A 22,709-nucleotide genomic window follows, 5' to 3' on the forward strand; every position below is an offset into this window, starting at 1 on the left:
GAACAACAAGGGTATTCTTGTAAAGGATACCCTTTTAAAAATTTTGATATGATAACGCTTAAGAAGAATTTTTTTGGTCTTTTGGCTATAGCCAGTCTCGCATTGGCCTGTGCAAAAAATAGCCCACAGCCTAGTATTCCAGAAATGCCTACCTTGCCTCCGGCAAACGGCGGCAATGCCTCATCGGTAATTACGATCGATTGTTCGCAGGCACAGGGAAACGTAATGCGCATAGAACAAGCCAATGTGCATTCGACCACCTCTTTATTGCCTGGCGAAAAAACCAGAACCTGGTTGCAATCGCTTGGCCATAAAACCATTAGAACCTGGTTGGCCCTGCGTACACTGAATAAGGAAGGAACCAATTACAAGTACAGCAGCAACGTACCTGCCGAAACCTCTTTGGCTTATTATTCTACCTGTGCCGATTCGTTATTGGTGGCTTTAACAGCCTACACGCCAACAGCCAGCGAGCCTTTGCCAGGGAATGGAAAGGGGGTGTTGTTCCAAAATTTCATCAAGCAAACGCTGATTTATTACAAAAATAAATTTCCAAAAATCAAGTATATCCAAGCTGGTAACGAGCCCGATTACAATAATGAAACTGCAGCAGATTACTACGAAGTTTACAAAGATTATTACAAAGCCATTAATGCAGCCAATGCCGAACTGGGTTTGGCAGGAAACGATAGAATCATGCTGAGCAATGGTGCTTTTACCAGTACCACCAATTTTGCTGGAATTTTGACTTATACCAATCAGTTTTTGGCGCTTTATGCAGCAGATACAGATCCAGGCAAAAGGCTCGATTTTTTTAGCATGAACTGCTATACCGATCAAGCCAATCCAAAGCTTTTTGAAACGGCCAAGCCACAGGTTACTGCTGCTTTAAATGCAAAAGGGTTAACGCCACGCCCGGTTTTTGTAACCGAGTATGGTTTGTCTGGCGGTAGTTTTATTCCGGCAGCTTGGGTACAGGCACAAGTCATGACCGCTTGGGCACCCGCACAATTGGCCAAAGCCTTTTATTTGTATGAAGGTGGGGCCGATCGCGTATTCAACTGGGCCATTAGCCATGGTGAAATATTGCACAAAAGCGAGCTCGCCGACTTGAATAATGCCTATCCCAATCCTTATGGCTATGCCTTGAAATTTGCCAAGGAAGTGTCAGATAGAGGGACAAGGGTTAAGGCTACTTCAACCAAATTATCGGCGCAAGGCCTAGGCATCAATGCCTTGGCAGCCATGGGCAACGGTAAGGGACTGGCTATTTTGGTGTGGAACTTTAACTATACCAATTTTACCCCTGATCAGGAAATCAAAGTGCAGGTGAACAACATTCCGCAAGGCTTATTTACAGGGAAGATGAATGCGAAGGTGTACATGATCGATTCGAAGAACAACAACATCTACAGCAACCCGAGCCAAAACGCGCTGACTGCTACTATTGACGAAGCTTATAATTATTCGGCAAGCTTATCCGTTCCGCTAAAGCTGGAAGGCAATTCCGTAGCGCTGATTGTGTTGAATCCCTAAAAGGACGTCATCGCGAGGAACGTGAAAAAGCAATCTATTTTAGCAAACTATGTTCCCCTTTTTGGTGGCAGGGAGAGAAAAACAGACTCGTCAAATTTTGCCTCTTTAATTTCTCCGCTGACGAGGAATTAAAGAGGCATTATTAATATGTTGCTTTAATTTTTGTAGATTCTTCCAAATAGGTAGTCCACAAACGGGCCCCTTCAATATTATGGCCAAGGGCAACGCGGTTTTTAATTGGTGATTCCTGGCCTTTGTTATTGATAAACTCACGCAGCTGCGTAAAAGAGCGATGGATGTTAAAAGGCGCAATCGTGGTCTTGATCCAGGTAGGCTGATACCATTTATCAAAAGGAGGCCTTTCGGCCCTTAAAATATCCACTTCTAGTTTTTCTAAAGGAAGCATGGCGTCAGCGATCCAGTTCCAGGCTTTTTCATCGTTGGGTTCTGCCAATGCTTTTAACAAAAGCAAGCAAGCTTCTACGGGTCTTTGGTCTACACGTAAGCCAAATGCTACATGTTCAAAAAAGAATTGCTTCTGTTCTCGGTTCAGTGTAGGCAATAGTTGCATCATATCCTTAAAAGCCAGCTCGTAATCGATGGCTCTCGCCTTCAGTTCGGCAGGTTTTACTTGGGTTGGCAAAGGAGCTGGTTTTTGGGTAAACCGCTTATGCAGTGCTTCTAAAATCAGCTCGAACTGAACTGCACCCACATAGGTTTTTTCGGAACTGTTGATGAGTTTGTAATAATGTTCATAAGCTTTGATCAGCAATGCCTGATTTGCTGCACTGTCAAAATATTCATTCGCCCACCAAGCCAAATAAGCACTAGCTGCATTTGGTTTTTCCAGCACAGCTTTGGCATCCCAACAAATATCGGCAATCATTCTCGCTTCCATTACATGTTCGCGAAGTTCAGAAACATTCACCAACATAAATTCGGTAGCACCGGCATCCACAATTTTTTTAAACTGTTCGACTATTCGCGCTGGAGTAATTACATGTGTGCCTTGTTTAGTAGGAGCCCCGCCAAAATAGGCCAAGTGGTAGTATACGCCGTGCTTCCATTTGCTGGTGCCTGTGGGCAGGTCGCGCATAAGGCCATCGTTGTTGTCAGTCCAAACTAAAATTACATCATCGGGTACGTTAAAATCCTCTGGATGCTTTTTATATTTCTCTAGCATTTCAGTGTACAAGGTAAAATGGAAAATCGGAGCTTCGGCCGATTTGCTGATTTCCTTTACCGTTTTCACTTGCGCATCAATCGCCTCCCTGAACACTTTGGCTTGTTCTTTCTCTGGCGTATCTTTCGGAAACTCATAGGCATGGTCGTCTGTACCACGCAAGCCCACCGGCCAAATGGCACTGATGTCTTTATTCTCTTCAACGCCACCACGCCAATATTTGATCATGTTGTTTTTATTCTTCAACCAATCCCATTCAGTACTCACGCCTCTTTTATCTGCCAGAAAAAACCGCTCAATGCCAAAGGGATTTGACAATAGGATATCGTAATGATGGGAAGTATAATAGAGGCCCCAATCGCTGGCGCATTTTTGCACTTCGTACCTGCGGTGTACGCGTACGTAGGGCGCTACCATATTCATGCGTAGGCGCAAGGCAGTTTCGAAAAAACGCTGGTACCATTCTAAAGGTACATCGCCTATGCGTAGGGGATACCCATACCTGTCAAAGGGCCTTGGCAAAACATCTTCGTCGTCGTGGAAAAAGCCACGGTATTTAACGGTGGGTTCATCGGCAAAGTAATCGGTTTTTTTGAGATGCAACTTTGGTGTTTTTACGGGTGAATATCCTGTCCATAAATAAAGTGGGTCTACCCCTAAGCGTTCGCTTAGGGTATAGACAGCATAAGCCGTGCCTCTAAAATCGGCACCCACCAACCAAACTGTATCTTTTTCTGTATAAATATGAAAGGCTTCTTTTTTGCCTTGCAACTGCTGTTGTTTAACACCAGTCGGGAAATCTGTCCTGCCTAAAGTGCTCAGCCTGATCTGGCTAATGTTGGTTTTTGGACTATCGGTAATTGTTGGACGTTGGCCAGTTAGTTTGAACAGGTCGATAGCCAAAAATTCAGCCGCTTGTTGCACTGCGCTATGTTCGTCCTTGGCCATAACAATCTGGCAGTTTTCCAGCGCAATATCTCCTGCTTGTATAGCCCCATGCCTAACCCATGAGCCCCTTATTTTGGCAGCAACTTGTGGATTGGGTTCATGACTTGCCTGATAAAAATTATCGTTTGCTGTTTTGGCCATCAATAAATCTGGTGCACCTACGGCCACTAGACCCAAGGCTGCCGAACAGTTTCTGATGAAGTTTTTTCTCGATAGCTGATATTTTTCGTCCATGTTAATTGATTGGGGATTCGTAAGCGCCTATACTCGGTTTTTTGCCCAATGGATAGCCATCGAGATCGTTATTATAGCCTAAATTCATGCCTTTTCCTTTGGCTGGTGTTTTTTCGCTCAGCCTAAAGTTTCGGTTAATGGCATCAATAAATAGGGGATTGGTTACCTGGTCCCCTTCGCCAGCTTTAATGCCAATGGGATCGATATTGCCAGGCGAATAATAAAGGTTATGGCTGTGCTTTTGTTCGCCAATGGCAACCCGCACATGGCCGGTTACTTTTTTCACCGGACCAAATACGCCTAAATCAGAAGCAATGTAAAAAATATTGTTGTGCACGTTTGCAAAGGTGAGTTCAGGATTAAAAGTCCAGAAAATATAGCGGTCTACATTTGGCTCGCGCGTGCGCACCACCGTGTTGTTGTAAACGTTTACCTTAAAGCCTCCGCCACCGATAAATTGGTTCTTGTCGTCGCTTAAATTATAGGCGACCGTTATACTGTCGACCCCACGAGCAGCAATCTCTAAAAAGCCATGGTTGTTGCGGGAGGTGTTGTGATGGATATTTACATTATTGGCTTTGAAATTATCGTCAACGCCATCGAGTTCGATTACGCCACCATCAGAACCATAAGGACCGCCGTAAGCACCGTAATTTTCTACCCTGTTATAGGCAATTTCGTTATTGCCGGCTACCACCATAATGGCTATCGGCCCCCATGAATAAGCCATCATGTTGCTGGCATCATGCAGATAGTTGTGGCTGATTAAATTATAAGACCCCTTGATTTTGATCCCAACAGGTGTTTTGAAAAATTCGCAGTTTTTAACCGTATTGTGATGGGTATTTAGCGCTAAATAAACCGCGCCCATTTTCTGTACGTTTTTATTGTTTTTGTCAGAGCTCGGCGGATTGGTATTGTCGTGAAAATAGAAACCGTCGATCACAATGTAACTGCCTTCTATCCTGAAGATATTTCCATTCAGCACATTCCAATCTGGATTGCTAAATGCGGGAGCAGGACCGGCACCATATTTTTCGAAAATGGGTGTAAGTTCGGTGCGGGGCGTTTTCAAGATTACATCGGCACCTACGCTGTAAGTGGAGAAGACGATCGGTTTTTCGGCCGTGCCCGATGCTTTAAAAATAAAGCCACCGGTATAACTCGATCCCTTGGCAAAAAGGATACTGTCGCCAGGCAGGAAAGCGTGCTTTTCCAAGTTGCTTAAACCTTTCCAAGGCAGCTCTTTGGTGCCACTATTTTCGTCGTTTCCAACCTTGCTGTTGATGTAATAGCAGTTGGCATTTGCCAGTGTGCCACAGAAGAAAAAACATCCCAGTATTAGTATGTGTTTAACAGAGATCATAAGGCCATTTGGTTTATACTAAAGTTAATGGCTCAGCCTAAAAATTGATTGAGGTATATCGTGCAATTGTGCAGGCTGATTGTATCGCCAAAAGCAGACTTATACTTATCTTGAACCTAATGTTGTTAATTTGACCTGTATTTATGAATTATTTAACAGGGCTTAATGTAGGCGGGTTTGAATAAATTGCCGATTGAAAAACAACCTAAAATACATGCAAAACCTAGAACAAACCTTCCGTTGGTTTGGACCGCAAGACGAGGTTACCTTAGCCGACATTGCCCAAACCGGAGCAACTGGAATTGTAACCGCCTTGCACCATATTCCCTGTGGCGAAGAATGGACTTCGGCCGAAATCAGCCAGCGTAAACAACTCATTGAAGCAGCAGGCTTAACCTGGTCGGTGGTAGAGAGCGTAAACATTCACGAAAGCATCAAAACCGGAGCGCCAGAAAGAGACCAATACATCGCCATTTATAACCAATCGCTCCGCAACCTGGCATCGCAGGGACTAAAAACCGTTTGCTATAATTTTATGCCGGTGCTCGATTGGACGCGTACCCATTTAGATTATCGCCTGCCAAATAACGCCAGCGCTTTGCGCTACGATGCAATTGCCTTGGCGGCTTTTGATCTCTTTATTTTAAAAAGAAAAGAGGCTGTAGCGGAGCATACTCCCGAACTACAAGAACTAGCTAAAAAATATTTAGCCAGCTTAACCCAAAGCGAGATCGATTTGCTTACCAACACCATCATGGCTGGCTTGCCCGGAACGGATGAAGTGTTTACGGTAGAAGAATTTAACGATCATTTAGATCGCTATGCCGAGGTAGATGCCAGAAAATTGAAAGAAAATCTGGCCTATTTTTTACGAGGAATTATCCCAACTGCCGAAGAGGTGGGCATCAAAATGTGTATCCATCCCGATGATCCGCCATTCCCGATTTTAGGTTTGCCAAGGGTAGTATCTACCGAAGCAGATTTGTGGGATGTGGTGAACTTTGTGCCCTCGCCAAGCAATGGCATTACATTTTGTACAGGTTCTCTAGGCGCAAATCCAGCGAACGACTTGCCGGGCATTGTAGCGCGTTTGGGCGAGCATATCCATTTCCTGCACTTGCGCAATGTGCAGCGTGAAGACAATGGCAGTTTCCACGAAGCCGAACATTTGAGCGGCAGTACCGATATGTATGCAGTAATGAAAAATGTAATCATCGAACAGCACAAAAGGGTGATAGCTGGTAGAACTGATGTGGCCATTCCGATACGGCCAGACCACGGACATAAAATTTTAGATGATTATAAGCGCAATACCTACCCAGGTTATTCGATTATTGGTCGCCTAAAGGGCTTGGCCGAATTGAGAGGCTTGGAGCTGGGGATTAAACGCTCGCTATAAAATAGCATCATTGCGAGGCACGAAGCAATCTGCCTCCAATTGAGATGGCTTACTGTCCTCGCCAACAAACCTTTGACAGTTTATTGTGTGTTTATCGCTAAGGCTGTCAAGGGTTTTCTCCCTTCGCGTTGCTGGCAAATTCCTTCGGTGTATGGCCAAATTCTTCCTTAAAGCAACGCCTAAAATAATCAATATCCAAAAAGCCAACCATGTAAGCTACTTCGTTTACGTTGAGTTTGTTTTGTTCAAGCAGTTGCGCCGCACGTTTCAAACGTACACTACGGATAAACTCTACCGCAGTTTGATTGGTTAAGGCTTTGATTTTGCGGTATAGGGTAACGCGGCTCATGCCAGCTTCCTTGCCCAGTTCTTCAACGCTGAGGCTTGGCTCGGCCATGTTTTTCTCGATGAAATTCATTACCCTTTCCAAGAACTTTTCATCGGGCGAAGTAATGGCTACATTTTTGGGTTGCAAAGTTATTTCCTTGCGGTAACGGTCGCGCAGCTTCTGCCTCGAATCCAATAAATTCCACACCCTGGCTTCTAAAATATTCAGGTTAAATGGTTTAGTAATGTAGTCGTCGGCACCAGTTTCTAAACCTTCGATATTAAAGATAAGCGGTGTACGAGCCGTAAGCAGAATTACCGGAATGTGGCTGGTCCGTGCATCGCTCTTGAGTTTGCTACACAAGGTAATGCCATCCATTTCGGGCATCATCACATCACTGATAATTACATCTGGAATAACGGCTGTAGCTTTCTCCCAACCAATGGCACCATTGGCCGCGGTATGGATTTCGAACTCGTTTTCGAAGTGCGACGATACAAACTGCTGTACTTCGGCATTGTCTTCAACCACCAACAAAATCAGCTTTTCTTTCCCTGCAGTGGCCAGTACATGTTGTTTTCTTTTTTCCATGGCCAATTTAGAAGTCACCGAAATTTCGGTTTCACGATAGCCCTCAATGTTTTCGCTGTCTCTATAATTGGCAATTACTTCGGTATCGCTTAAATGATTGCGACCCATTGGCATGCTGATGGTAAAAACCGTATGGCCCTGTTGTTGCGGCGTGGCTACGGTACTTTCCACGGTAATTTTTCCTTTGTGCAGTTCAATCAGTCCCTTAGAAAAAGCAAGGCCAATACCCGTTCCTGTGGTGTTGATTCCCTTCTCGTCAAAATGGTTAAATTGGTCGAAAATCTTATCAATCTGATGTGGCGGAATACCGATGCCATTGTCTTCAATGCGAATTTGCAAAGCCTCTTCTGGTTGTTGTGGATCTGGTGCAATATAAACGGTCACCTGTCCGCCTTCGTTGGTGAATTTTAGGGCATTGGATAACAAATTGTACATCACTTTTTCCAGTTTGTCGCGATCAAACCAAAGCCTGATCCGTTGCTGATCCACCACTAACTTCAGTTTGATGCGTCTGTGCAGGGCATAAGATTCGAAAGCCATCAAAATCTCTTTCACAAAGCGTACAATATTGCCTTCGGCGGCCTGCAAAGTCATATTGCCCGAATCGAATTTTCTAAAGTCGAGCAATTGGTTAATCAGGCGTACCAAACGCTCGCCGTTTCTTTGGATGAGCCTCAGCTGGTTCTGCGTTTTATTGTTGCCCTCATTCAGGCTGATGAGCTTATCGATAGGTGCTAAGATCAAGGTGAGTGGTGTTTTGATCTCATGCGAAATATTGGTGAAAAAGCTCAGTTTTCTTTGCGCCAGTTCCTGGTCTTTCTCGTGGATGCGGTTTTGGAAATCGAGTTCTTGGGTGAGCTTGCTCGTTTTGAGCGAGTGATAGTAAAAGAGGTAGAGCAGGCCACCCAGAGCCACCACATATAAAGTATAGGCCCACCAGGTTTTCCACCAAGGAGGCAGCACCACAACGCGGATGCTCTTGATTTCGTCTGTCCACAAGCCGTCGTTATTGGCGGCCTTTACCTGAAAAGTGTAAGTACCCGCATCCAAATTGGTGTAGGTAGCTGTACGCTGGTTGCCCACATAATGCCAATCATCGTCGGCAAAGCCTTTGAGCTTGTACACGTATTGGTTTTTCTCCGGATTGATATAGTTAAGCGCAGCAAACTTAAAGGTAATGTAAGCCTGATCATAAGTGAGTGTAAGCGTATCGGTCTCGCCAATAGGTTTAGTCAAAGGCGAATTGTCTTTGTTAATGGCTACCGGATTATTCTTGATCAGGAAATCGGTAATCACCACTTTCGGCTTAAAGTTATTGTAGATGATTTTATCAGGAAAGAATGAAGTAAGCCCGTTGATGCCACCGAAAAACAGTTCACCGTTTTCTCCGGTTTCGGCTGCGCCAGAAGTAAACTGGTTGCTTTGCAAGCCATCGGCCACCGTATAGTTCATAATGCCCAATCCCTCTTTGGTAAAAGGCAACCTAAAGTTTTTGAAGCCGATTTTTGAAAGCCCCTTGTTGGTGCTTACCCACAAATTGCCTTTGCGGTCTTCTCTAATGGCGTGGATAACCGAATTGGCCAGTCCTTGGTTGGTAGAGATGTTATAGAAACGCTTACTGGCTTGGTCGTAATAGTTTAAGCCACCACCCTCTGTGCCAACCCACAACCTGTTTTTTGAATCGGCAAAAAGTGATAAAATGGTATTGTGGGGGATGCTGTAAGGATCATTGTTTTGATGGATAAATTGGGTAAACCGATGTGTGCTGGCATCGTAATAGTTGAGCCCCCTTTCTGTACCCACCCACAAATTATCGCCGGTGGCTTTTAAAAGCGACAAGATGATATCGCCACTGATGCTGTTTTTGTCTTTGGCATTATGGTAGTATGAAGTGATTTTTCCTTGGCTATCACGAAACTTTAAGCCACGTCCATCTGTACCAAACCATAACCCGTTGTTCGCTACCAGCAAGGCATAAACCTGTTTGTTTTCGGGTTTGGTGTCGTTCTCGGTAATTTCGTAATTGCTGATGCGCCCTGTACTTGCATCCAGGTAACTTAAACCATCGTAGGTGCCAATCCACAGATTGCCTTTTTGGTCTTTGGCCAGTGATTTTACAATATTCTGCTGAATACTGTTGATGGTAAAGTTTTTGGTCAGGCCTTGTGTGCGGTTCACGAAGTTTAAGCCTCCGCCTTCGGTGCCGATCCACAAATTGCCGTTGTCATTTAAAATGGAGCTTACCACACGGTGGCTTAGTCCCAGCCTGTTGCCCGATTGCTGCCCGATGTAAGAGAAGTTGCTGCCACCGGTAGCCAAAAAGTTGATTCCGCCGGCGTAGGTGCCTAGCCAAATGTTGCCAGCTCGGTCTTTGGTAATAGTTCTAATCGAGTTGTGGCTAATGGTTTTGGCATCGTAAGGGTTATACCGGTAATTGGTAAAAGTATTGGTGTTGGTATTCAAAACGCTGAGTCCATCGCGCGTGCCAATCCACATTTCGTGATCGCTGTACGGAAACAAGGTACGAATAATGTTTACGGGCAAGCTGTTAGGATTGTTTAAATCGTGCTCGTAATGAATGGTTTGCTGTGTGGCCGGATTGTATTTGTACAGCCCCGTGCTCTCGGTACCGAACCAGAGCTCGCCATTTTTATTTTGCTTAATTGCGCGTACGTTGCCTCTTTTTAGGCCTGTGTTTTTTGCCAAGGCAGGTGGCAGGTCTATTACTTTTTTGCTCGTTGGATCAATACGCTTCAGGTCGTTGCCTATGCTTACCCAAAGCATGTGGCTATTGTCTTCGAAAATAGTTTGCACCCTGTTGCTCGCCGTGTTGGCAGCGCCAGAAGCAATGCTGTAGTTCACTATTTTTTTGTTGGTGTAATCATATCGTTTCAGGCCACCAAAAGTGCCGATCCACAAATTGCCTTTGCTGTCGTAAAAAATAGAGGTAATAAAATCGTTGGCACCCGTTTCATTGTTGGAACCGATATTGATTTTTACAAAGCCTTCGCTATGCCTGTCGAAAAGATTGAGCCCATCAGAAGTGCCAATCCAGAAATTACCTTTAGGATCTTCGAGCATGGCATTGACCTGGCTATGGCTTAGGCTTTTGGGGTTGTTGTATTCATGTTTGTAGGTGGTAAACTCGTAACCGTCATACTTGTTCAGCCCATCTTCCGTGCCTATCCAAATAAACCCTGTTTTATCTTGCATAATACAAAAAACAGTATTTTGGGAAAGGCCCTCGTTAATGGTTAAACGCTTAAAATTAAGCTGGCTTTGGGCAGGGCAGGGCGATAGGGTTATGAAACAGAGAAATACAGCCCCAAAAAGGGACAGGAAAAACTTATGGGCTTGGGGATGCAATGTCAAAACGGTTTTAAATTTGGATCATAAATATACTAAACTTTGGCCTTAATTGGCCAGTAAAGCATGTTTCCTTGTTGTTACAAAGGCATTTGAAGCATTTATCCCGTATTAATGATAGAAATAACATGGCCAATGCAGCGGGCTTAAAATTACCTTTAGCATTGGGACTTTAAGTTAACCCAATATCACCTTTGTGTGAAGGCTCCATCAAATAATAACCAAAAGATGAACAATACACTTCTTCTCAAACATTTTCGCAATGCGAGCCTTTTGGCTATCGCTTTGCTCACCTCCGTTCCATGCTTGGCCAAGATCAGTCTGCCAACTATTTTTGGGAGCCACATGGTATTGCAGCAACAGAGCCAAGTAGCCATTTGGGGCAAGGCCAATAGCCAGGCAACAGTGAGCCTGATTGCCTCTTGGGATAAAAAAACATACAGCACCAAGGCCGATGCAAACGGACAATGGCGCATCAAGGTGGCTACACCTAAAGCTGGCGGACCTTACGAAATCAGTATCAGCGATGGATCTCAGCTCGTTTTGCAGGATGTCCTGATTGGAGAAGTTTGGGTTTGTTCGGGGCAATCGAACATGGAGATGACCTTGAAAGGAAATTCATCGCCTATTTTAAACGCGAGCGAAATCATCATGAATGCCGATAATCCGAACCTGCGTTTATTTAAGGTAGGCAGAGCAGCCACCATCGCTCCAGTAAACGAACTAAAAGGCGATTGGCAGGAATCGACCTCAGAAACCGCGCGCAACTTTAGCGCCTTGGCTTTTCAATACGGACAGATCCTGCAAAAGAAACTCAAAGTACCTGTGGGACTTATCCTATCTTCAACAGGAGGTACCTTGATAGAAGCATGGATGAGCAAGGAATCCCTGCAAGCTTTTCCGGAAGTAGAAATCCCAAAAGCTTTAGATCCGGCACAGGCTGTGCATAAGGAACCTACCACTTTGTTTAATGGCATGATTTCGCCAATTATCGGCTATGGCATCAAGGGCTTTTTGTGGTTTCAGGGCGAAACCAATCGGCATAACCCTGAACGTTACGAGCACTATTTGCCAGCCATGGTAGCCGATTGGCGCAAAAGATGGGGCATTGGCGAAGTCCCTTTCTACTATGTACAGATTGCGCCTTACGATGGCAAAGACAAAACCCGAAGCGGTCCGCGCTTGCGCGAGGCACAGCTGAAAGACATGAAACTGATCCCAAACAGTGGCATGATCGTTTCATTGGATGTGGGCATGGAAAACGACATCCATTTTATGGACAAAACTACTTTGGCGCAAAGGGCCTCGTACTGGGCCATTGGCAAGACCTACGGCGTAAAAGGTATCAATTACCTATCGCCAGAATTGAAAAGCATGAAAATAGATAGTGGCAAGGCCGTACTTACCTTTGATAATGCACCTTACCTAACTTCGTATCGCAAGCCGCTAACCTTGTTCGAAATTGCTGGCGAAGACAAGGTTTTTTATCCGGCAAAAGCCGAAATCAAAACCAATCAGGTAACGGTGCAAAGCGATAAAGTGCCGAAACCGGTAGCCGTAAGGTATGCCTATAAAGAATGGGTAAAGGCAGAACTGTACAACAACGACGGTTTGCCAGCCTCTTCTTTCAGAACCGATGATTGGAAACTGCCTTATGAAAAATAGGTACTTCCCCAGATTTTAATAATTTTAACAACAGCAACAGATAACTCATGGATAAATTTTCTTTAAAGGATAAAGTAATCGTTCTCACAGGCGGAACAGGAATAATAGGAAAGTCGTTTATAAAAGGGATTGCCGAAGCGGGTGGCATCGTTTGTATTTTGGGCCGAAACGAAGAGGTGGCTCAGCAAAGGGCAAATGAAGTAATTGCCAATGGGGGCCAAGCTTTGGCCTTGATAGCCGATGTATTGAACGAAAAAGCTTTGGAAGAAGCGCGCGACAAAGTGTTGGCCACTTACGGTCGCATTGATGGATTGGTAAATGCAGCCGGCGGAAATATTGCCGAAGCAGTGGTACAAAAAGACGATGATATTTTTGCCATGAACATGGATGCCATGCGTCGGGCGCTAGATTTGAACCTGATGGGCTCGCTTATCCCAACACAAGTATTTGGCAAAGCCATTGCAGCAAGTGGCAGTGGCAGCATTGTCAACATTTCGTCGATGAGCTCGAAAAGAGCTATTACCAGGGTTTTGGGCTACAGCATGGGCAAAGCGGCGATAGATTGTTATACCCAATGGTTCGCTGTTGAGCTGGCCAACCGTTATGGCGATAAGCTGAGGATGAATGCCATTGCGCCAGGCTTCTTTTTAACAGAACAAAACAGAAATTTGTTAACCAATCCCGATGGTGGCTATACCGAGCGTGGCAATCTGGTAATCAAGCAAACACCGTTTAAACGCTTTGGCGATACAGACGAACTGATTGGTGCCCTGCAATGGCTATTGAGCGATGCCTCGGCTTTCGTCACCGGAACCGTAATTAATGTAGATGGCGGATTCTTTGTAAATAGTGGAGTATAGTTGCATGCTTAGGCGGAAGGCTTTTCAGTTCCAATAATAAATTGACTTAAAATAAGATCTGAACTATTGCTAGGGCACGGTCTTATTTTGTTTGTGCTTAGGTAAGTTTGTAAATAAATTCTTCTATTTCTGCTTGTCGGGCATTTGCAAAACCCTTGTCTTCGCCTATTTTTACAAAGCCGCATTTTTCTAAAACCCTTTGCGAGCCAAAATTGTCGAATGCAGTTCGCCCAAAAATAGGCCTTGCACTTTCAGTGGCCAGGAAATTTTGCAGTGCTTTGCCTCCAATTCCTTTTCCCCAATACTTTTTGTCTATCCAATAGGTAATTTCGGTATCTCCATGCATGATGAATTTTGCAATGCTTCCCACTATAATTTCGTCCAGCAAAATGGTCTGCATGTTGATGCTTGGATCGTTCATGTGTTTGGTGTACTTTTCTAAATAAGCTTCTTTGTCGGTCGGGTCTTTTGAAGTAAAGGCGGCTAGATAGTTGGCCTCTTCGTCAAGCTGAAATTCAAAGAAAAAAACCAGATCGGCCTGTTGGGTTCGCCTAAGTGTAATTTGTGCATGCTCCATGATCATTCTACTATTGGGTATTGGTGCCACCTGTTCAAATGGCTTCTAAATTTAACAATAATGTTCCAAATGTTTTACCGATAGGTTCTTTCGATCTGTTTTTGGAAGCCTTTTCTTAAAAATTTATCCCTTAGGTATAGCGTTGACAAAACAAATAAAAGAACTACCTGTTAAAGGGGACAGATATGCACCTTGTTAAGTTTTTTATGTCCTTTCTAAGCATTGATCAACGTACAAGATGTGAATTTGGATTAATCGTTAAATAAACAATAAAGACTATGAACACATTTAATATCAAAATAACATACGGAAAGGGCGAAGTTGTATTGACCGTGCTTAAGGAAAACCATTATTACCTGGTAATTTATTACGGTGGAATTTTCGGTGCGGTATACAAAAATGGTGGAGAATGGAAACGGCTAGCGGATGAAGATATTGTTCCAGGCCATTTGCCTTTGTACGAACCTGGCCAACCTGACGAAAGGATTGAGATCGAATGGAGCGATCATTTGGTAAAACTAATTGGGGCTGAAATAGAACAGAATGCGGCAAACGCTTAATGTTTGCCATGGATAGGGAGTTGTTGGTTTCATGATAAAAAATCCGGCACTTTGGCCGGATTCTATTGTTTAGGCGGCAGTCTCATTAATGCCTGCCATGGCTATTTCGGTGAGCAATACATCAGTTTCTTTTTCTTCGTCTAATGTGGCTTGCAATAATTTTTCCGCTTCGCTATGTTGCATTAGCTTGGCAAAGGTTACCAGACATCCATAAGTGGCTATTTCATAATGCTCTACCTTTTGCGCGGCGGTAATCAGTGCCGCATCCAAGGCTGGGTTACCTTCAAAATTTTCGATGATTTCGTCAGCTTCTTCCAATAAACCTTCCATCGCTTTGCATTTTTTGCCACGGGCAGCAAGGCCTAACGATTGAAAAGCTTGTTTAAGCCGTTCAATCTGTCCTTCGGTTTGGCTGTGATGCGTTTTGAAGGCAGCTTGAAGTTCGGTGCTTACGGCAGTATCGGCCATTTTTTTAAGCCCTTTTAACAATTGTTTTTCTGCGCCCAGTATGTCTCTCATCTCGTCGATGAAAAGTTCGTGCAGATGCTCATTAGGCATTTGTTGATTTTGTTTTGTTGTTGCCATTTTTAAATAGTTTAAGTGATTATTGACTAACAGGTTAAGGTTGTTTATGTTTTGTTTGGAGAGGACTCCTTAGCTAAAAAAAGGAAACAAAATAGGGGTACTCAAATAAGCTCTTGCTTTAATGGGATTTCTTAAAACATCATTGGAGTAAAGCCAAACTTTTCGACCTGAACAATTGTTCTTTTTGAAATCTTGATAATATGGAGAAGTTTGATGTTAACATCCGTTATGGCGCGATACGTTTGCCATTGTCGATAATGAATAAAGAAAATGGTCAATACATCGTTTATTATAACAACCTTGAACTAGGGACGATGTGTTTGGGAGTATTTGGTTGGGAAATGTCGGTAGCCCCGATAGCAACTTCTGGCGTCAATCTTGATCTGACGGATTTTGTAATAGATAGAATAGGTTACGAAATTGAAATCATAGTACAAGATGCCAACGAAGAATTGGGATATAGAATGTCAAGCCATTCCAGATTCGGATCTTTGACAGGCCTAGCTGATTACATTAGTTACAGCGCGTAGCTAAATAATCGTTTAATATCCATTATCTTCTTTATTATTGCACTTTCTGAGGTGCATTCCGGTGCTTGCCTCCCCATTCGCTCAACTGTTTGAAAATGGGGATGAATGCAAATGCAATTTCGGTCAGTTCATATTCAACTCTAACAGGAACTTCGGCATAAACGGTACGCTTTACCAGTCCATCTTTCTCCAATGCGCGAAGTTGCAAGGTCAGCATACGTTCAGAAATATGGGGAAATACCTGCTTAAGTTCTCCGAATCTCATTTTTTGGATGCCCAGTTTATCCAATATTAGTATTTTCCATCTCCCATCAATCTTTTTCACCGCATAGGTAAGATCACATTCTGTGATGAATTTTTCGTTGAGAGAGTAGGTAGAGTTATCCTTTCTGCTTGCCATCACTTACATATTTGTTCGTACCGTACAATTACCTGTATAGTCCATAAAATTAAGGGCTCCCCAGTACTTTAGCAAAATAATTACTTAATCATTTTCTTAATTACAAAATAACAACACTATGGATTTGTATTTGAAAGGTAAAACAGCAATAGTAACCGGTGCAAGCCAAGGAATTGGCAGGGCAATAGCCAAACAACTTTCGATAGAAGGCGTGACGGTTTTTGCGGTTGCAAGAAACCAAGACAGGCTTAACAGTTTAAAAGAGGAACTCATTGCTGCGGGGGCCGTAGCACCCATTACCTTCGTTCAGGATTTTACTGCAACCGAGAGCCCGAAAACCATCGCAGCTGCAGCCTTGTCTGCCTTGGGGCCTGTGGATATTTTGATTAACAATGCTGGTCAGAGCCAACCAGTAGAAATTACAGGAGCAGAAGAGCCTTGGCTTGAAACCATGGATTTAGATTTTAACAGGCCTCGGCAATTGGCGCAAGAACTTTTGCCACATTTTATCAAGCGACGGAAGGGAACCATACTTAATCTCGCGAGTACCTATGAGTTGCGCTCGATTAATGTATCTGCGGTGGCAAAATCAGCTGTTATTGCTTGGTCTAAACAGCTTGCAGGGCAGGTAGGACAGTATGGCATTACCGTAAATTGCTTGCAACCTGGTCTGATTGATACCAACAATATCCGGTCGTATTTTCCCGGCGACGAACGCAGAAAATATGCTGAACGCGAAATACCTTTGGGCGATTTTGGACAGCCGGAAGATATGGCCAATATGGCTGCTTTTCTGGTGTCTCCACGTGCAGCCTATGTTACAGGTACCGTTGCTGTGGTTGACGGCGGGATGCGCAGGTATCCGTTTTGATTGAAAAAGGCTTTTTAAGTACTGGATCAGTGGCTTTCTCCAATCTGGATCAGTTCTTTGGGAAGTAGACTGACTAATTTTGGTTCATAAATCAATATTTATGAACCTATTATCCGTTAAGAAATGGAGCATCCGAACAAAAGTGCTTATTGTATTCCTCCTATTGGCTTTTCCAATGTTTGCACAGGCTCAGCTCGAACTCTATGGTAAGTTTAATAAAGATGGGTCTGTTGAACCCATTATTAATTATGCGGGAAACAAAAAGCTCAATGATAAATTGGCGGTTGTTTTCTTTGGACTTATTCGCCAAAAGTGGAGCCAGGCTTTGATTGGTTTGTCGTATTCGCCTATTCATTCATTGAGTTTTGCAGCCTATGCCGGTATCGAACATGGACAAAGTTCGCCAAGGTATTCGGCTAGCGCCTCATGGAAAAATGGTAAGACATCTTTTCTTTTGCTTGGTGAATGGGGTAGTGGCAAAGAGAATTACCTATATAAAATCAATGCATTCCGCGAATTTTCGAGCAAGGTCAACATCGGAGTGATGGATTGGCGTTATCATGGACTTGGTCCTAACTTCAGGTACACAATTCCAGAGCTCCAGTCGACAATATGGCTGATGCCTGCATATGACCATGAGCAAAAAGTATACAGGGCTATGCTTGGCTATAGTTTTAAAATGTAGCTTGCATGCCCTGTATTTATGGAGAAAAGGATTTAGCTTTCCTTGTTTTTAAAGAGATTATCTATGCTCCATTTGTAGTTCGGCATATAGGAGAGCAGCAAGCCAGCTGCAGCAGCCGTAAATACACCGTAATTGATAGGTTTCTGAATTCCTACAGATAAGGTCATGAATACGATAAAAGTGAACGTAATAAGCGAAGCTCCGATAGCCGCATAGCGTGTCTTGAAACCAATGATCAGCGATAGGCCTATCAAAAGTTCGCCCACTGTAGCCACGCCACCCATAATGTTGACCATTGGTCTTTCGAAGATTGGCATTAATGTAGAAGTGTAATCAATAAAGTTGCTCCAGTTGCCCCATTCGATGTTTCCGGTGCCTGCTGGTCCGAGTAGGCCAAGCCTATCAGCTACGGGAGTTAAAAAAGTAATGCCTAGCGCATACCTTAAAAGGAGTTGGGGAATGTTGAATCTATTTTCCATAATTTCTTTCTTTGCCACAAAAGTAACTGCTTGCTGGACCTCTTTATTGATCCAGTTTGATCAAAGTAGATGGCCCAGGTAAGCGATTCATTTATGTAAAATGAGGTTTCAGGTCCACTAAAAGATGCTATTGAATAGGCTTATTGCGAATATCCTGTCAAAGCATTAAAAATATCCTTTAAAGTTTTCATCCAGATTTCTTTTTGCCTTTGAGGGTAGATTTTGAATATGGATAATCTAAAAAGTTGTAATGTGTGAATTATAACCGATTTTTAACTTATGGGATTAAAAAGTAGCTAGCTGTTCGTGAATAAGGTTATTTCTTGTTTCTGAAATTGAATAAACTTGTCGATAAATAAACTTAAATCGATATGAAAGTGAAAAATTGCTATCTAATGCTTTTTGTCATCATTGTAATGGCTTCTTGCAAAAAAGATGATAAGCCAGAAACACAAATAGGAGCCAATACATTTTCTTGTCTTGTAGACAAGCAACTATTTACACCAAAGGCATCTCTTTTTTCTGGAAAGGCGCTGTCGGCTAGTTTAAATAGGAATGGCAAATCCTTTGTTATTGGTGCATTTAATGCGGATACCAAATCACATATACAGATCACTGTTAACGACATATTTAAAGGCGTTGGCACCTATATGCTTGATCAGGATCATTCCAACAATAAAGCCAACAAAGCCTTTATAACCTTCAGTACCGCTAACCCGATTACTAAAAATTATACAACTGAGCTCACTGGGCAAGGTCGAATAACCATTACGCGAGCTGACAGTAATATTTTGTCGGGAACCTTTGAATTCGTAGCCCAAAATTTAGAGCGTACATCTGATATGGTTACCTGTACAAAGGGCCGTTTCGATATTTTAGATAGCGGTTATTAATTAATTGTCAATAGCTACAGGTCACTTTTTTGAGGATGTAAGAAAGCAAAAAGGCAAAAGCAACATAACCAACAAAGATGATATAGCCTGGTTGTAGCGAAGTGTAATTAACCGTTGTGGTGGTAAGGAATTCATCATTCATATTCAATCCGCTGAGCTGGCTTTTCAGGATCCCATTCAAACCGATATAGGTCATCAATATTCCGACTACCATTACATCTGCCATGTCCCATTTACCCGATTCAAAAGCGAGGTAGCGGGTAACCTTGTTCTCTGCGATCGGTGGTTTGCACAGCATATGGATTCCCCTTGCCGTCATGCGCAATAAGGGTAGAATGATCACGAAAAGAATGATGATGATCCCCACGGTTATTGAATCAGGTTTTGGCTGGGCAATGAGGACTTCGGCTATGCCCAAGATGCTCTTGCTTTGAAAGAAAAGAACCTGGTTTTCAAAGACGACTTTTTCGCCCATCATCAGAAACTCCAGCGAGCTGAGCCTTGCATCTACTTCGATAATGGAAACAGTTACACCTGTAATAAGCAAGGCAAGGGCAATGAGCAGCGACATTACAAACAAAGTAGTGTGCAGGTGTACCTTTTTCCTTAAAACCATCCATAAAAGTGCAGCGGCAGCCACGCAGCCCAACATCGCATAGGCATAGTCATAGGTAACCTTACGACTTCTTTCTAGATTGGTTTGGATCTGGTTATTAAAGGTTTCGGCATCTTTAACATGGTATTTGGCAAATAATTGTTTGGTTACCGAGTTAATGGCAACCTTGGTGCTGTCGTAGGTTTGGCCGGCAAGTTCTTCGAATTTAGTAGTAGCAATTTTTTTGAGTTTTTTGGTAGCTCTTGGACTGGTGATCCTATCGATAATGGTTTTGGCAAACGAGGGTACTTGCGCGTGCAGTTCCTTCGGATCGACAAATTGCTTAAAAGCGAATTTTTTGAGCTTGCCACCCAGGCTTTTTTGAGGTTTGTTAAATTCTTTTGTAACCTGATTGACCATGCCGTGCAGTTCCTTTTCGATCTGGACGCGCATTTCTTTTTTCTGCTCTTCAGTAATCTTGAAGCCCTTGATCTTTTGGGTAACGATATCCGATAGCTTCTCGCTCCATAAATCGACAGAAAATACGCCGAAAGTAATGCTGTTGACCGTGCTATAATCTTCTTTGATTTGCTCTTGCTCACGAGAAAGCGTGTGGAGCTGGTAGCCACAATAGCATTCGATAACCAAGAAAATACCAAGCCCTAAAATGAGCAGGATATTGGCGACGGTGCTTTTTTTTGTTTTTTCGCTATGCTGTTGTGTTGTCAAGGTATATGCTGATTAAGTTTCTTCTTCGGTTTGTTTTGGTATGCTGTTTTTTCTTTGGCTTAAGAAGCATCATTTGGGGTAATGAACTTCAAGATCGTGGAGAGCGCCAGGCCAAAGAGCACAAAGGCAATGAATATGATGTAGCCAGGCTGCAAGGCAGTATTATGGGTAGAGATCAGCGTGAGCGAGTTGGCAGGAACATTAAGTTTGCCAAGCTGGTTTTCTAGCAAGCCATTAAGCCCGATGTAGGCCATTAGTATAGCAATTACGATCACATCGGCCATGCTCCACTTACCTGATTGGAAGGCGAAGTACTTGATAACTTTGTTTTCGGCCAGTTTCTTTTTACCCAAAAGATGGATACCTGTAGAGCTGAGCTTCATTATAGGAAAGAGGATACTGAAGATGAGGATCAGGATGCCTACCAGGATCGAATCAATGGCAGACCCGCTGATGAGCACGATTACCACGTCTAAAATACTCTTGCTTTGAAAGAACAGCACTTGGTCATTGAAGGTTACATGCTGACCGAGCAACACAAAATCAAGTGAACTGATCCGTGCATCAACTTCGATCATCGAAGCGGTGAGGCCAACACCCAATAACATAAAGGCGAAGAGCAACGACATCACAAAAAGCGTTGCGTGAAGTGTTTTTCGTCTCCTAAAGATCCACCATAAGGTAAGTACAATGGCAATACAGATGAGCATGGCCACACAATAAGTATAAGTAGCTGTCTCTATGATTTTAAGCTCTTTTTTGATCTTGTTATTCAATTCATCGTTAGAGGTGACGTTGTATTTTTTGTAGGCTAGGTTGATCGCTTTGGCATTTGCGGTCAAGATGCTGTCAATAGCTTTGGTCTGCTCAAATTTGTCCAGCTCCTTGATGGCCATTACGCCGAGTTGCTTTTTTTTCTTCGGATCGTCGAGCTTTTTGATAATGGTTCTGGCAATTCCCGGAACCTGTTTTTTAATGGTATCGATATCAACAAAGTTCTTCACGGCAAATTTGGCCAGCTTGCCTCTTATCGATTTTTTCTCTGGTTTGGTTACCAGTGCCTCGGCCTTGTTGATCAGTGCTAAAATTACTCCTTCTATTTCTTTTTGGAGTTCTTTTTTCTGTTTTGGGGTAATGTCTAGGTTTTTGACCTGATGATCAACAATATCTTCTACCTTGTCGTGCCATTGGTCGATGGAGAAAAGGCCGAGATTGATGTTATTCATGTCGGCGTAGTCTTTTTTCAGGTGCTCTTGCTTTTCTGATAGTTCGTGCAGGCGATAGCCGAAATAGCCTTCGCAGGCAAGTAAAAGCACTAAACCAAGGATCAATGTGATTTTGGATATAAGAGATCCCTTGATCGGAGTTTGTTTTTCTGTTGTAGCCACGTGCGCTGATTTAGGATAGATTTTTATATAACGCAGTTTACTTCTAAATTGTTTGGAGTTTTAAAAGAGGCTTTAATAAAAATAAGAGACTTAACAGAAGAAAAAAAGACTAGAGAGTTTTAAGAGGCGTTTTCTTCTACCACCTTTTTGAGTGACTGGAGCATATTCTCCCAGTTTTTCTGAGACTCGAGGCGACCTTTTTCTGTGCGGTTTTGATCTTGGGTCAGGGTTACTTTGGTTTCATGCTGATCTCCGTCGAGTTCAATAGTTACCGTATGGTAGTTTTCGGGGCTGTCGGTTAAGCCAGAAAGGGGGCTGAAGTGGCTGTATTGCAATTTGCTATTGGGCTCGATTGCCAAAATCTCTCCCTTGTCTTCATATTTTTTGCCTTTCCATTCGCCCTGCCAAACAATCTGGCTTCCTTTTTTCCAATCTGATTTTACAATAGAGCCGAACATGTACTTTTTGATTGCTACGGGATCGACTAACGACTTCCAAACTTGAGCTGTGCCAGCTTTGATCAGTACGGTTGCTTTTGCGATTAAATTTTCTGTTTTCATGACTGTTTATCTTGCTGTTTATTAGTGGCTTGTCATAGCTAAGCCTGGCTAAAGAGCGCTGAGTTTAAATAACCCATTGTAACGGCAATTGTTTCAAGTGTTTTTGGACAAATCCTTCTAACTTCTATTTAGTTTTTCTAACCTAACTGCTTTGTTACCTTTTAAATGAGAGCTATAAGTTGTGTGCGTTTCTCTATTTGCAAAATGAAGCGGATAATTAAATGTTTAAACATAAGTGTAGTGTTAATCGTTTGGAAATGATTGGGGTGCTATATATATTTGACCGCAAATCATCCTTAAATTAATGAACGCTCTCAATCTCATAAGGCCCTACGCCAGCATGCGATTATATGTTTCAACATGTAATCTTGAAATTATCAA

At 43.1% G+C, this 22,709-nt stretch carries 19 protein-coding genes; 9 read left to right on the forward strand and 10 right to left on the reverse strand.

Annotated features, from left to right (window positions below):
* Nucleotides 1-48 precede the first annotated feature (48 nt).
* Nucleotides 49-1,536: a hypothetical protein gene (locus AC570H_RS04635; protein WP_497352191.1), complete on the forward strand. Its 1,488-nt coding sequence runs from the start codon at nucleotides 49-51 to the stop codon at nucleotides 1,534-1,536.
* A 142-nt stretch (nucleotides 1,537-1,678) separates the two neighbouring features.
* Here the strand turns inward: AC570H_RS04635 and AC570H_RS04640 are convergent, their stop codons facing one another.
* Complete coding sequence (locus AC570H_RS04640; RefSeq protein ID WP_497352193.1) at nucleotides 1,679-3,901, reverse strand: glycosyl hydrolase 115 family protein; 2,223 nt, start codon at nucleotides 3,899-3,901, stop codon at nucleotides 1,679-1,681.
* Between the two features lies 1 nt (nucleotide 3,902).
* A complete protein-coding gene (locus tag AC570H_RS04645) occupies nucleotides 3,903-5,267 on the reverse strand; it encodes a polysaccharide lyase domain-containing protein (RefSeq protein WP_497352194.1) in 1,365 nt (454 codons plus the stop codon).
* A 214-nt stretch (nucleotides 5,268-5,481) separates the two neighbouring features.
* On the opposite strand from AC570H_RS04645, the gene uxuA reads away from it, so the two are divergent.
* A complete protein-coding gene (gene uxuA, locus AC570H_RS04650; protein WP_497352196.1) occupies nucleotides 5,482-6,666 on the forward strand; it encodes a mannonate dehydratase in 1,185 nt (394 codons plus the stop codon).
* A gap of 106 nt (nucleotides 6,667-6,772) precedes the next feature.
* Here the strand turns inward: uxuA and AC570H_RS04655 are convergent, their stop codons facing one another.
* Nucleotides 6,773-10,957 (reverse strand): hybrid sensor histidine kinase/response regulator transcription factor, encoded by a 4,185-nt coding sequence (locus tag AC570H_RS04655; protein ID WP_497352198.1) that lies wholly within the window; start codon nucleotides 10,955-10,957, stop codon nucleotides 6,773-6,775.
* Between the two features lie 222 nt (nucleotides 10,958-11,179).
* Between AC570H_RS04655 and AC570H_RS04660 the strand changes: the two genes are divergently transcribed.
* Together AC570H_RS04660 and AC570H_RS04665 are read left to right on the forward strand one after the other, a co-directional pair.
* The gene (locus tag AC570H_RS04660; RefSeq protein ID WP_497352200.1) at nucleotides 11,180-12,616 is read left to right on the forward strand and encodes a sialate O-acetylesterase; all 1,437 of its coding nucleotides are present in this window, start codon (nucleotides 11,180-11,182) and stop codon (nucleotides 12,614-12,616) included.
* A gap of 47 nt (nucleotides 12,617-12,663) precedes the next feature.
* Nucleotides 12,664-13,476, forward strand: coding sequence for an SDR family oxidoreductase (locus tag AC570H_RS04665; protein WP_497352202.1), 813 nt, complete (start codon nucleotides 12,664-12,666; stop codon nucleotides 13,474-13,476).
* Between the two features lie 97 nt (nucleotides 13,477-13,573).
* On the opposite strand, the gene AC570H_RS04670 is transcribed toward AC570H_RS04665, so the two are convergent.
* Nucleotides 13,574-14,053, reverse strand: a complete 480-nt coding sequence (locus AC570H_RS04670; RefSeq protein ID WP_497352204.1) for a GNAT family N-acetyltransferase — start codon at nucleotides 14,051-14,053, stop codon at nucleotides 13,574-13,576.
* Nucleotides 14,054-14,331: 278 nt separating this feature from the next.
* Here AC570H_RS04670 and AC570H_RS04675 point away from each other — a divergent pair, with 278 nt between their 5' ends.
* A complete protein-coding gene (locus tag AC570H_RS04675) occupies nucleotides 14,332-14,613 on the forward strand; it encodes a hypothetical protein (protein ID WP_497352206.1) in 282 nt (93 codons plus the stop codon).
* A gap of 69 nt (nucleotides 14,614-14,682) precedes the next feature.
* Here the strand turns inward: AC570H_RS04675 and AC570H_RS04680 are convergent, their stop codons facing one another.
* Nucleotides 14,683-15,198: a YciE/YciF ferroxidase family protein gene (locus AC570H_RS04680; RefSeq protein WP_497352208.1), complete on the reverse strand. Its 516-nt coding sequence runs from the start codon at nucleotides 15,196-15,198 to the stop codon at nucleotides 14,683-14,685.
* A 200-nt stretch (nucleotides 15,199-15,398) separates the two neighbouring features.
* Here AC570H_RS04680 and AC570H_RS04685 point away from each other — a divergent pair, with 200 nt between their 5' ends.
* Nucleotides 15,399-15,728, forward strand: coding sequence for a hypothetical protein (locus AC570H_RS04685; RefSeq protein WP_497352210.1), 330 nt, complete (start codon nucleotides 15,399-15,401; stop codon nucleotides 15,726-15,728).
* Between the two features lie 34 nt (nucleotides 15,729-15,762).
* Here AC570H_RS04685 and AC570H_RS04690 read toward each other — a convergent pair whose 3' ends face one another.
* Complete coding sequence (locus AC570H_RS04690) at nucleotides 15,763-16,128, reverse strand: winged helix-turn-helix transcriptional regulator (protein ID WP_497352212.1); 366 nt, start codon at nucleotides 16,126-16,128, stop codon at nucleotides 15,763-15,765.
* 118 nt (nucleotides 16,129-16,246) lie between these two features.
* Here AC570H_RS04690 and AC570H_RS04695 point away from each other — a divergent pair, with 118 nt between their 5' ends.
* Both AC570H_RS04695 and AC570H_RS04700 read left to right on the forward strand, forming a co-directional pair.
* Nucleotides 16,247-16,999, forward strand: a complete 753-nt coding sequence (locus AC570H_RS04695) for an SDR family NAD(P)-dependent oxidoreductase (RefSeq protein WP_497352214.1) — start codon at nucleotides 16,247-16,249, stop codon at nucleotides 16,997-16,999.
* 100 nt (nucleotides 17,000-17,099) lie between these two features.
* The gene (locus tag AC570H_RS04700; RefSeq protein ID WP_497352216.1) at nucleotides 17,100-17,684 is read left to right on the forward strand and encodes a hypothetical protein; all 585 of its coding nucleotides are present in this window, start codon (nucleotides 17,100-17,102) and stop codon (nucleotides 17,682-17,684) included.
* A gap of 32 nt (nucleotides 17,685-17,716) precedes the next feature.
* Here the strand turns inward: AC570H_RS04700 and AC570H_RS04705 are convergent, their stop codons facing one another.
* Complete coding sequence (locus AC570H_RS04705) at nucleotides 17,717-18,163, reverse strand: DoxX family protein (RefSeq protein ID WP_497352218.1); 447 nt, start codon at nucleotides 18,161-18,163, stop codon at nucleotides 17,717-17,719.
* A 371-nt stretch (nucleotides 18,164-18,534) separates the two neighbouring features.
* Between AC570H_RS04705 and AC570H_RS04710 the strand changes: the two genes are divergently transcribed.
* Entirely contained in the window at nucleotides 18,535-19,056 is a 522-nt protein-coding gene (locus AC570H_RS04710; RefSeq protein WP_497352220.1) for a Riean_0653 family protein, read from the forward strand.
* A gap of 7 nt (nucleotides 19,057-19,063) precedes the next feature.
* Here the strand turns inward: AC570H_RS04710 and AC570H_RS04715 are convergent, their stop codons facing one another.
* The 3 genes from AC570H_RS04715 to AC570H_RS04725 form a co-directional block, all read right to left on the reverse strand.
* Entirely contained in the window at nucleotides 19,064-20,380 is a 1,317-nt protein-coding gene (locus AC570H_RS04715; RefSeq protein ID WP_497352222.1) for a paraquat-inducible protein A, read from the reverse strand.
* 59 nt (nucleotides 20,381-20,439) lie between these two features.
* Entirely contained in the window at nucleotides 20,440-21,696 is a 1,257-nt protein-coding gene (locus AC570H_RS04720; RefSeq protein ID WP_497352224.1) for a paraquat-inducible protein A, read from the reverse strand.
* 191 nt (nucleotides 21,697-21,887) lie between these two features.
* A complete protein-coding gene (locus AC570H_RS04725; RefSeq protein ID WP_497352226.1) occupies nucleotides 21,888-22,328 on the reverse strand; it encodes an SRPBCC domain-containing protein in 441 nt (146 codons plus the stop codon).
* Nucleotides 22,329-22,709: the final 381 nt, after the last annotated feature.

This window comes from Pedobacter sp. B4419, from assembly GCF_059693725.1.

What these genes read in the sequence shown, in the direction of transcription:
- AC570H_RS04680 (WP_497352208.1), bottom strand. Translation starts at nt 15,198, where the DNA reads ATGGCAACAACAAAACAAAATCAACAAATGCCTAATGAGCATCTGCAC.
- AC570H_RS04635 (WP_497352191.1), top strand. Translation starts at nt 49, where the DNA reads ATGATAACGCTTAAGAAGAATTTTTTTGGTCTTTTGGCTATAGCCAGT.
- AC570H_RS04640 (WP_497352193.1), bottom strand. Translation starts at nt 3,901, where the DNA reads ATGGACGAAAAATATCAGCTATCGAGAAAAAACTTCATCAGAAACTGT.
- AC570H_RS04685 (WP_497352210.1), top strand. Translation starts at nt 15,399, where the DNA reads ATGGAGAAGTTTGATGTTAACATCCGTTATGGCGCGATACGTTTGCCA.
- uxuA (WP_497352196.1), top strand. Translation starts at nt 5,482, where the DNA reads ATGCAAAACCTAGAACAAACCTTCCGTTGGTTTGGACCGCAAGACGAG.
- AC570H_RS04665 (WP_497352202.1), top strand. Translation starts at nt 12,664, where the DNA reads ATGGATAAATTTTCTTTAAAGGATAAAGTAATCGTTCTCACAGGCGGA.
- AC570H_RS04710 (WP_497352220.1), top strand. Translation starts at nt 18,535, where the DNA reads ATGAAAGTGAAAAATTGCTATCTAATGCTTTTTGTCATCATTGTAATG.
- AC570H_RS04675 (WP_497352206.1), top strand. Translation starts at nt 14,332, where the DNA reads ATGAACACATTTAATATCAAAATAACATACGGAAAGGGCGAAGTTGTA.
- AC570H_RS04660 (WP_497352200.1), top strand. Translation starts at nt 11,180, where the DNA reads ATGAACAATACACTTCTTCTCAAACATTTTCGCAATGCGAGCCTTTTG.
- AC570H_RS04700 (WP_497352216.1), top strand. Translation starts at nt 17,100, where the DNA reads ATGAACCTATTATCCGTTAAGAAATGGAGCATCCGAACAAAAGTGCTT.
- AC570H_RS04690 (WP_497352212.1), bottom strand. Translation starts at nt 16,128, where the DNA reads ATGGCAAGCAGAAAGGATAACTCTACCTACTCTCTCAACGAAAAATTC.
- AC570H_RS04645 (WP_497352194.1), bottom strand. Translation starts at nt 5,267, where the DNA reads ATGATCTCTGTTAAACACATACTAATACTGGGATGTTTTTTCTTCTGT.
- AC570H_RS04695 (WP_497352214.1), top strand. Translation starts at nt 16,247, where the DNA reads ATGGATTTGTATTTGAAAGGTAAAACAGCAATAGTAACCGGTGCAAGC.
- AC570H_RS04725 (WP_497352226.1), bottom strand. Translation starts at nt 22,328, where the DNA reads ATGAAAACAGAAAATTTAATCGCAAAAGCAACCGTACTGATCAAAGCT.
- AC570H_RS04705 (WP_497352218.1), bottom strand. Translation starts at nt 18,163, where the DNA reads ATGGAAAATAGATTCAACATTCCCCAACTCCTTTTAAGGTATGCGCTA.
- AC570H_RS04670 (WP_497352204.1), bottom strand. Translation starts at nt 14,053, where the DNA reads ATGGAGCATGCACAAATTACACTTAGGCGAACCCAACAGGCCGATCTG.